Source organism: Rhodococcus sp. BH5, assembly GCF_027583855.1.
Taxonomy (GTDB): domain Bacteria; phylum Actinomycetota; class Actinomycetes; order Mycobacteriales; family Mycobacteriaceae; genus Rhodococcus_F; species Rhodococcus_F qingshengii.
In genome coordinates, this window is record NZ_JAJHVW010000004.1 from 499,167 (window position 1) to 507,808 (window position 8,642).

Genomic DNA, 8,642 nt, shown 5'->3' on the forward strand with positions numbered 1-8,642 from the left:
TCGCAGGGGCTCGTTCGCGGAGCCCGTTACCGTGTGAACAGGCGCCTGTTGACCCCTGCTGCCAGCCGGTATTCGGACTCGAGATCGCCCCACCCGAGCGCCTTCCCAGATTCTCATCCAGTGGCGTAAGCCCGGGCGGTCACCCTCACCGCTGCGCGTCAGTTCCGGATTCACACCGGATTCCCTGACCCCCTGTGTGGAGGTCCGCTGGCACAGAGGAACTTATCACCGCAGTGCACCGCCGGTCAGGTCGGCTGGTGTGAGGCAATCAGATCTCGATGGCCAGGTCGTCGATGTCGGTGAGGGTTCCGCCGTCGGCGAGGATGCGCTCGTAGTTCTCGCGTCGACGGAGGTCGATTTCGGTGTTGCTGACGCCCTCCCTCCAATATCCGAATATCGCGACGTCGTTTTTGTCGAGTCCGACGGTCGATCGAAAGTGCTTCCGGATTGCGCGCATCTCGTTGCGTTCACCGGCGCCCCACACGACGTAGCTCGCGGGATTGGCGAGCTCGCGTGCTCGTACCGCCAGTGGGCCGTCGGGCTCGGCCGGATCTGCGCTCACGCGGTGAAGCTCCAGGCCGGGGAGGGCGGGCAGTTCGGCGAAGGCGACCTCGTCATCTGTTGTGACCCAGCCGATTCCGACGACGTCGGTAGGTAACTGCTCGATGATCGAGTGCAATGCGGGTATTGCGGTGCCGTCCAGAAAAAGTGCGATACGTCGACCAGGAACATCAGGGATCAAGAAGTGTGGCCGCGGACCGGTGAGGCCGAAGGTGTCACCGACGGCCAACGTTGCTGCCCACCTCATCATCGGACTGGTCTGTCCGTGCAGGACCACATCGACGACGATCGATCCGCTCGTTGAATCGTAGGAACGCACCGTGTACACGCGCGAAGCGTCGTCGAAGGCCGGCCCGAGATTCATGCGTACGGTCACATTCGGGCGTGACCAGATCGGATCGTCGGTCGACTCCGTCAAACGAGCCGTGATCCGCAGCAGGTAATCGCTCGGTCGCTCCATCGCTTCGACGATCGCGAGAACGTCGTTGAGTCCGCGATTGTGGTCAGCGGTCCTTAGGACGGTCGTCGGGGGAGTTGTTGTGCGCGAGGCGTCTGCATGTGTCATCGACTGTGCTCCTGGATCGGGTTTTCGGGATGCCGCCAGGTTAGTGCTGCCTAAGTCGAGCGAGTTGTCCAGAAGTGACATCTGATTACCTGAATGATTCGGGTCTCGAAACGACGCGGTTGAGCGAGTGGTGCCGGCGCTGCTACCGTGCCTGTGATGTCCATACGCCGCTGTTCTCTCGCTTCCGGCCGTGCACTGCGCACGGCCCGATTCGGCGTAGCGACTTTCCGACGTGGGCGTAAGGCGATCGACCGCCGCCCGTCCGGTCTTGTCTGGATCGAAAGAGCCTTGGCCGCACCGGCCGGATCCGTCTGACATTCGCCACTTCGGCGAGCATTGCCTCGCCGAGATTTCGCAGTGCCACACCTGTTGCAGTGCTGCGCATTTCCCGTACCTGAAGTTTCTCGCGGGTGAGTTGTGAGTGTCGGCGCCACCGAGCCTGGAATGCCAGCCAACTCGTTTTCGTGAAAGGTACACAGCAATGAATCGTTTCGAAGGTCGTCGTATTCTCGTCACCGGCGCAGGATCTGGAATCGGGCAGGCCACCGCGCTGCGGTTGCTCGCCGAAGGTGGCCGCGTGGTCGCTGCAGACATCTCCGAGCAGGGTTTGGCGAACACCCGGAAATCGGCAGAACATGCTTCGACGGAGGATCGCCTCGACACCGTCGTCGTCGATATCGGTGACGAGAGTTCCGTCATCAAGGTTGTGGGTCAGGCGATTTCGACTCTCGGGGGATTGGACGTACTGGTCAACGCCGCCGGGATACTGCGTGGTGGGCACACCCACGAGACCTCGCTGGACCTGTGGAATCAGGTGCTCTCCGTGAATTTGACGGGCACTTTCCTCGTCACCCGCCAGGCACTGCCGGCTCTCCTCGCCACCGCCAACGCAGTCGTGGTGAATTTCAGTTCCACCTCCGCGGCCTTCGCGCACCCGTACATGGCCGCGTACGCCGCAAGTAAGGGAGGAATCCAGTCCTTCACTCACGCACTGGCTCTCGAATACGGCAAGCAGGGTCTGCGTGCCGTCGCGGTGGCTCCAGGCAGTGTGAAGAGCGGGATCACCGACACTACGGCGTCGTACTTGCCGGAAGACACCGACTGGTCGCTCTTCGGCAAGTTGTCACCGATTCTGAGCACTGATCTGGAGTCCGGTGGTGCCCCCATGGCCGGGCCGGAAAGTGTTGCGGGAGTTATCGCGATGTTGGCATCCGACGATGGTGCCTTCATCACGGGCACGGAGATCCGTGTCGACGGCGGCACACACGCCTGATTCTGAGTCCGTCTGACGGCCCGCACAGGCAGGCCGTCAGACGCGAGCCGTCATTCTTGCGAGCGAGTGATGGCGGGGACGACGTAGGACTGATCGAGCACGGCGGGCGAAGGTTCGTACATTCTCAGTACCGGTCGGAAATCCCCGCGCGGTGCGGGCAGCCAGTTTGCCTTCGCCGTGGGATCTTTCGGCTCCTCGTGGCTGATCGTGATCGTCAACGTACCGTCGGCGTCGTGGACGATTCCTGGAGTGCGGTCGCCGATCGAGTATCGGTCGACGGGGTTCGCCACGAGGAAGAAGTCCGGCACCGAGTACATCGTCAGCGACCAGAAGGCGCTCACCGGCGGAGTGGGGTCGAGTCTTATTGTGTAGGTCTGGTTTCCGTTCAACTGCTCGCCCTGATCGTCGACGTAGGTCATGATGTACGCCGCTTCGTAAGGGTGGTTGCCCCACAGCCCGCCCTTGGCAGCCGCGGCGCGTTCGACGATGCGCAACTTGGGATCGGCGATCTTGAATTGTGGATCGTCGATTGTGCCGACCTCGAAGTAGTCGAGGTTGTAGTCGAAGGCGTGGAATGTGAGCTTCCATCCGTTGACTTCGGGGCTGGAGCCTTTCGTGAGGGCCTCGAGCAGGTTCTTCTCACCGATCGTCAATCCGTCAGCCAACGCGGCTGCCTCGTCGGCAGACAGCGATACGTAGGGAGAGGCCCCGGGCTCGTCGATTCCGATCGGGGAGAAGGAATCCTGGAGTTCTCGATCGCGCGGGGCCGGCGGAAACGCCTGTGACCAGATGCGGAGTTTCTCGAGGAACAGGAGGTCCTGGCTTACCCCGGGTTCGGGCACTGGGAGACCCGCCGAGTTTCCGGTGGAGTCGACGACGGTCAGCGTGGTGGCGTCCTGCAAGGCGTGCACCGCAGGGAGGTCGTCGTCGCCACCGCATGCCCACCGGCCCACGATCGACGCAATGTTCGTGGGAAATCTGATCACCGTGGTCTGATCCGCCGGGGTTCCCGTCCAGGTGGGTGGGACGAGAAGGAAGTCTCCGCTCTTCGTGCCGGTGGCCCGATGCCCGACGTAAGCGAAATTGTTTGTCCAGGCGTCCACGAACTGGAGGACGTAGTAACGGCCATCGGTATCGGGGACGTGCAGCGCAACGGGGCCGACAGAGAGATCGATCTGCGCCATGGAATACACGGTGTCGTTGTTGATCGTGACGAAAGTGTCTGCCGGCCCGGCCAGTGTGCGCGCGTGGCTGAAGGTGTTGAAAGGTGCGGCGGGGTTCGCTCCGACACCGTTGTGAACATACCGATGGACCTGGTCGAGATTGAAAACGAGGGGAAATCCGTAGATATACGCCTGAGCTGCAAGCTCGGTGCGACTGGTGTCTGTCATCTCTGCCCTCTCGTCGTGCACGTCGGTTCGAAGTCCACCCTGCGGGAACCCTGCCGTCGGGGCATCACCCGCCGAGGGTGACGACGGTAGAGGGAGAAGACATGTCGGATCAGGAGAGTGCGGCATTGGTCGCTGTCGCAGACGAGTGGAACGTCGCGATGTGCTCGAACGACGCCGAACGGATCGGCGATTTCATGGCAGACGACTGGGTGATCGTCTCGGAATCCGGAGTGTCGACCAAAGCGGAGTTCCTGGGCTTCGTGGCCTCGGGCGACCTGACTCATTCGGCGATGGACCGCGTCGGGAGCGCTCGCGTGCGTTTCTTCGGTGACGTCGCACTGTTCACCACGCGGATCGTCAATACCGCGCACTACGGCGGCAGAAAATACGACGCCGACGAGTGGACCACCGACGTGTTTGCGCGGCGAGACGGTCGTTGGTGCTGCGTGTTGAGCCACATCACGCCGGCGGTCGAGGCGAAGATCGAGGACGTGGAACTGTGAGGTAGAGATAAGAGAAAGGCTGATGTTTTAACGGAGGCGCTATTGGGTAGTAATACGAGTTTCGCATTTATGAATGTATTTATCGGATTTATCGATTGTGAAGTTTCTGTAGTAGCGTCAGTTGAGTAGATCATTTTGATACGCATACCGGATGAGGTTCTCACATGATTGTTCTCGGCATTATTCTGGCGTTGATCGGCTTTTTCACGGGGTTGAGCATTCTGACCACCGTCGGCATCATCTTGGTCGTCGTAGGTGCAGTTTTGTCCATCCTCGGTGCTACCGGGCGCGCAGTGGGCGGACGAAAAGTCTGGTATTGATCAATACTGCGCGAGTAGCTGAGAAGGCGGTACCCGATCTCTTCGGAGATCGGGTACCGCTTTTTGTGCTCCAACTGGTTTTCGGTCTCTCTACCCCAAATTATCGATCTGAGCGGCATCGGGTAAACATGAAGGATGCTTTCTCGAGACCATGACGAAGAGAAATCTGCCGAGCGATTCAGATTCCCTCGCAGATGGAATCAGGTTGACGAATCGCGCCGCGGTTTGGTGTTGGCGTGGGTGGCCTTCACGTTGACGTTCGGCGGAGCACGTCTGGTGACGTGGTTGATCCAGATCGACACCAGAGACGTCGGCGACATCAGCGCCGGTGGCACTCATCTGCATCACTATTTATGGGGAATTCTGCTGTTGGCCGGGGTGGCGATCTTCGGACTCGTAGACCGAAGCCCTCGCGCAAGAACATGGATGGGCATCGCGTTGGGCATCGCACTCGGGCTCATCGTCGACGAGGCTGCGTTACTGATCACTCTCGACGACGTCTACTGGCAGAGCGACGGTTGGCCCAGCATCGCCATCGCTGTGTCGATTATCGGAGTGGTAGGAACCGGTCTCGCGCTGACCCGAAGCGGAGCGGAGAAGCCTCGAGGTTGATCCGGCCACGGCACGGGTACTCACTCCCGTGCCGGGAAGTCGCGCGGATCGTGAGGTGGCTTGAATGGATCCCAGTTCCGCGGACACCTCACCGGATTCCGACAGTGAAGTCAAAGCTGCAGATCCGATGGCGGAAGCCGAACGTGAAGCCGCAGCATTGGCGACGCCCGTCCGGCCGCTGGGCGAACCGGGGCCGAGGTTCGATCGTCGTTCACCGTTCTTCATCGGTCTGAGCGCGGCGGCCGGTGTTGCCGTGACGTACGCGGTGATCGAAGTGCTCCTGGCGGCGCGAGGCATGCTGATCCTGATCGTGGTCGCGCTGTTTCTCGCGGTGGGCATCGAACCGATGATCGTCTGGCTTGAGCGGAGACATTTCCGGCGCTGGATCGCGGTCACCGTGGTACTCCTCGGAATTGCGGTGATGCTCGCGCTGTTTCTCGTTGCTGCGATCACTCCGCTGGTCGAGCAGGGACGTCAGTTCGCATCGCACGCTCCCGAACTTCTGACACACATTCGTGACCGGTATCCGATCGTCAGCGACCTCGACGAGAAGTATCACCTCGAGGAGCACCTCACCACCCAACTGGACGGTTCGGGGTCTGCGCTCGCGACGGGTTTGCTCGGAGCGGGGCGCGCGGTGTTCAGCGCAGTCGCCGACGCTGGAATCGTTGCGGTACTGACGACGTACTTCTTGATCGACTATCCACGAATCCGCACGAATCTGTATCGGCTGGTGCCACATTCGCGGCGGCCACGAGCAATCGCCATCGGTGATCAGATACTGGCAGGTGTGGGTGGGTACGTCCTCGGCAATGTTCTGATCTCCGTGATCACCGCAGTGTGCACCTTCGCGTGGTTGTTGATCTTCGACGTGCCGTATCCGTTGATCCTGGCGCTGCTGGTCGCTCTGCTCGATCTGATCCCGATAGTCGGTTCCACGATCGCAGGGGTTGTCGTCGCCCTGGTCTCCCTGACAGTCTCTGTCCCAACGGCATTGGCGACAGTTGCGTTCTTCATTGCGTTACGTCTGCTCGAGGACTACCTGCTCGTTCCGAAGATCATCGGGAAGACGGTGGCGGTCCCGGCACTGGTGACCGTTGTCGCGGTTCTGTTGGGTGGAGCGTTGCTCGGTATTGTCGGTGCGTTGCTGGCGATTCCGGTCGCTGCGGCCTTGCTGCTGCTTGCAAGGGAGACGCTCTTTCCGCGCCTCGACGCTTCTTGACCGGCTTCTATCGGACGCTTCGCGCGCGACGCCGAGAACCAGGATTCGGCTTGGGGCACATCCGAGTCGGGATGGTTTCTCCCTCGGCGGTGATACGGAATACCGAGACTTTCTCGCTACAACCGTGATTCAGATCGACCGCGTATGCGATTGCGGCGCGATCCGAGACGAAATCTTCCATCACCGTTGTACCGTCCGGTAGTTCGATTCTGTAGTTTTCCATGACTTACACAACCTTCTTTCGCTAAGACGATCCTACCCGGCTCGAGAAGTGGCAAACCCGTGGAACACAACGTGCGACAGTCGTCTTCGTGCCTTGCCGGTGCAATGTTTCGACACCTCGCCTGCTGGGTAGTGAGAGTCGGTCAGCCGCTCAGGCGGTACGTATCGAACCACGGAGGATCCGCGCAATGAGCGCAGTATCGAAAGCGATGTACAAGCCACTCTCACTGGCGACCAGCGTCCTGGGCGGCATCGTGGCCGGCGCTGTCTTCCAACAGGTGTGGAAGCGCATCGGTGACGACAAGAATGCGCCCGAGCCCAAAGACTTGAGCAGGTCGAGCAAGGAAGTCCTGATCGCCGCAGCCCTGCAGGGAGCCATCTTCGCTGTTGTGCGAGCCGCAGTGGATCGTGCGGGGGCAAAGGGCTACCGGGCCCTTGCTCATGAAGATCCTCGGTAGGAACGCCCGGTTCGGTTCGAGTTCAGTCGACGACGGCCGCGATTGCCTCGATCTCGACCAGTTGATCGTCGTAACCGAGAACGGTCACACCCATCAGAGTGCTCGGGGCGTCGTGATCACCGAACGCGTCGCGGACTACCTCCCACGCCGCAACCAGGTCGGCTTGATTGCTCGACGCCACGAGGACGCGGGTGTTGATCACGTCGGTGATGGACGCGCCCGCGTCCGAGAGAGCTGTTCTCAGGTTGTCGACGGCCTTGGCTGCCTGTCCTGCGTAGTCACCGATGGCGGCAGTAGAGCCGTCCGCGTTCAGAGGACAGGATCCGGCCAGGAAGATCAGCCGTGCATCGGCGGGAGCCGTTGCTGCATAGGCATATTCAGCCACCGAAGAGAGTGACGTGGAACGGATCAGAGTTACCGACTTCGACATTATTTCCCCAAGGAATAGTAAAGTTTTGCAGCGAGTCTTTCACAGCACGCCAGGGGTTGCCAATTCATCGTCGGACCCATCCATTCAGTCGGCAGCTACGAATGACTGCCAATGAGCCGAGAAGAAGAGCACACAGCACCTGTCGACGAGTGGCTGACGACCAAACAGGTTGCAGCACTGTTCCACGTCGACAGGACCACGGTGTCCAGATGGGCGAGGGAGGGCAAAGTCGGCACTCTGAGAACGCTTGGCGGGCATCGGAGGTACCGGCGATCGGAGATCGAGACGTTGCTGCGTAACCGCTCGACGACGCTCGATCACCAATAACCTCCGGCACGAAACAGACAGGTCGCCGAGCATGATGAGGGCTCGGCGACCTGTCTGGTCAGCAGAAAGTAATCAGGCCTTGGGGACGCGGACGATGAGTGCGTCGCCTTGTCCGCCGCCGCCGCAGAGTGCGGCTGCGCCGATGCCGCCGCCGCGGCGTTGCAGTTCGAGGGCGAGGTGCAGGGCGATGCGGGCGCCGGACATGCCGAGGGGGTGGCCGACGGCGATGGCGCCGCCGTTGACGTTGACCTTGGCGGGGTCGAGGCCGAGTTCGCGGGTGGAGGCGATCCCGACGGCGGCGAATGCTTCGTTGATTTCGACGAGGTCGAGGTCGGTGGGGTCGATGCCTTCCTTCGCGCAGGCTTTGGCGATGGCCCGGGCGGGTTGGGACTGGAGGGTGGAGTCGGGTCCGGCGACGACGCCGTGGGCGCCGATTTCCGCGATCCAGGTCAGGCCGAGTTCTTCGGCTTTGGTTTTGCTCATCACGATCACGGCGGCGGCGCCGTCGGAGATCGGGGAGGCGGAGCCGGCGGTGATGGTGCCGTCCTTGCTGAACGCGGGACGCAGTTTGCCGAGGGATTCGGTGGTGGTGTCGGCGCGGATGCCTTCGTCCTGGGCGAAGACGATGGGCTCGCCCTTGCGTTGGGGGATGGAGACGGGGACGACTTCGTTGTCGAAGAGGCCGTCTTTCCAGGCGCGGGCCGCGTTCTGGTGTGAGGCGGCGGCGAAGGCGTCCTGCTCGGCGCGGGTGATGTGGG

General features: G+C 61.4%; 13 protein-coding genes and 1 riboswitch. Of the genes, 8 read left to right on the top strand and 5 right to left on the bottom strand.

Annotated features, from left to right (window positions below; translation table 11 throughout):
- Positions 1-46: 46 nt before the first annotated feature.
- Positions 47-227: riboswitch (cobalamin riboswitch) on the bottom strand.
- Positions 228-268: 41 nt separating this feature from the next.
- Positions 269-1,126 (bottom strand): siderophore-interacting protein, encoded by an 858-nt coding sequence (locus RhoBH5_RS14000; protein ID WP_270008430.1) that lies wholly within the window; start codon positions 1,124-1,126, stop codon positions 269-271.
- Positions 1,127-1,282: 156 nt separating this feature from the next.
- Here RhoBH5_RS14000 and RhoBH5_RS14005 point away from each other — a divergent pair, with 156 nt between their 5' ends.
- Together RhoBH5_RS14005 and RhoBH5_RS14010 are read left to right on the top strand one after the other, a co-directional pair.
- Positions 1,283-1,441 carry a hypothetical protein gene (locus RhoBH5_RS14005; RefSeq protein ID WP_155419158.1) on the top strand — a complete coding sequence of 53 codons (159 nt, stop codon included), beginning with the start codon at positions 1,283-1,285 and terminating at the stop codon, positions 1,439-1,441.
- Between the two features lie 166 nt (positions 1,442-1,607).
- Positions 1,608-2,399, top strand: a complete 792-nt coding sequence (locus RhoBH5_RS14010) for an SDR family NAD(P)-dependent oxidoreductase (protein WP_054187942.1) — start codon at positions 1,608-1,610, stop codon at positions 2,397-2,399.
- A 50-nt stretch (positions 2,400-2,449) separates the two neighbouring features.
- On the opposite strand, the gene RhoBH5_RS14015 is transcribed toward RhoBH5_RS14010, so the two are convergent.
- Positions 2,450-3,790, bottom strand: coding sequence for a DUF1254 domain-containing protein (locus RhoBH5_RS14015; protein ID WP_270008431.1), 1,341 nt, complete (start codon positions 3,788-3,790; stop codon positions 2,450-2,452).
- Positions 3,791-3,891: 101 nt separating this feature from the next.
- On the opposite strand from RhoBH5_RS14015, the gene RhoBH5_RS14020 reads away from it, so the two are divergent.
- The 4 genes from RhoBH5_RS14020 (at position 3,892) to RhoBH5_RS14035 (ending at position 6,447) form a co-directional block, all read left to right on the top strand.
- A complete protein-coding gene (locus RhoBH5_RS14020; protein ID WP_270008432.1) occupies positions 3,892-4,293 on the top strand; it encodes a nuclear transport factor 2 family protein in 402 nt (133 codons plus the stop codon).
- Positions 4,294-4,457: 164 nt separating this feature from the next.
- On the top strand, positions 4,458-4,613 hold the full coding sequence (locus RhoBH5_RS14025; RefSeq protein ID WP_003945564.1) for a DUF6131 family protein: 156 nt from the start codon (positions 4,458-4,460) through the stop codon (positions 4,611-4,613).
- 135 nt (positions 4,614-4,748) lie between these two features.
- Positions 4,749-5,225: a hypothetical protein gene (locus tag RhoBH5_RS14030; protein WP_003945539.1), complete on the top strand. Its 477-nt coding sequence runs from the start codon at positions 4,749-4,751 to the stop codon at positions 5,223-5,225.
- Positions 5,226-5,289: 64 nt separating this feature from the next.
- Positions 5,290-6,447, top strand: a complete 1,158-nt coding sequence (locus tag RhoBH5_RS14035) for an AI-2E family transporter (protein WP_042453495.1) — start codon at positions 5,290-5,292, stop codon at positions 6,445-6,447.
- Positions 6,448-6,454: 7 nt separating this feature from the next.
- Here RhoBH5_RS14035 and RhoBH5_RS14040 read toward each other — a convergent pair whose 3' ends face one another.
- Positions 6,455-6,670: a hypothetical protein gene (locus tag RhoBH5_RS14040; protein WP_003945874.1), complete on the bottom strand. Its 216-nt coding sequence runs from the start codon at positions 6,668-6,670 to the stop codon at positions 6,455-6,457.
- Between the two features lie 187 nt (positions 6,671-6,857).
- On the opposite strand from RhoBH5_RS14040, the gene RhoBH5_RS14045 reads away from it, so the two are divergent.
- Positions 6,858-7,127, top strand: a complete 270-nt coding sequence (locus tag RhoBH5_RS14045; protein WP_064112966.1) for a DUF4235 domain-containing protein — start codon at positions 6,858-6,860, stop codon at positions 7,125-7,127.
- 22 nt (positions 7,128-7,149) lie between these two features.
- On the opposite strand, the gene RhoBH5_RS14050 is transcribed toward RhoBH5_RS14045, so the two are convergent.
- Positions 7,150-7,557, bottom strand: coding sequence for a RidA family protein (locus RhoBH5_RS14050; RefSeq protein WP_047269303.1), 408 nt, complete (start codon positions 7,555-7,557; stop codon positions 7,150-7,152).
- A gap of 111 nt (positions 7,558-7,668) precedes the next feature.
- Between RhoBH5_RS14050 and RhoBH5_RS14055 the strand changes: the two genes are divergently transcribed.
- A complete protein-coding gene (locus RhoBH5_RS14055; protein WP_003945782.1) occupies positions 7,669-7,884 on the top strand; it encodes a BldC family transcriptional regulator in 216 nt (71 codons plus the stop codon).
- A gap of 72 nt (positions 7,885-7,956) precedes the next feature.
- Here the strand turns inward: RhoBH5_RS14055 and RhoBH5_RS14060 are convergent.
- Positions 7,957-8,642, bottom strand: a 686-nt coding sequence (locus RhoBH5_RS14060) for an acetyl-CoA C-acyltransferase (RefSeq protein WP_270008433.1), incomplete at its 5' end; no start/stop codon positions are given.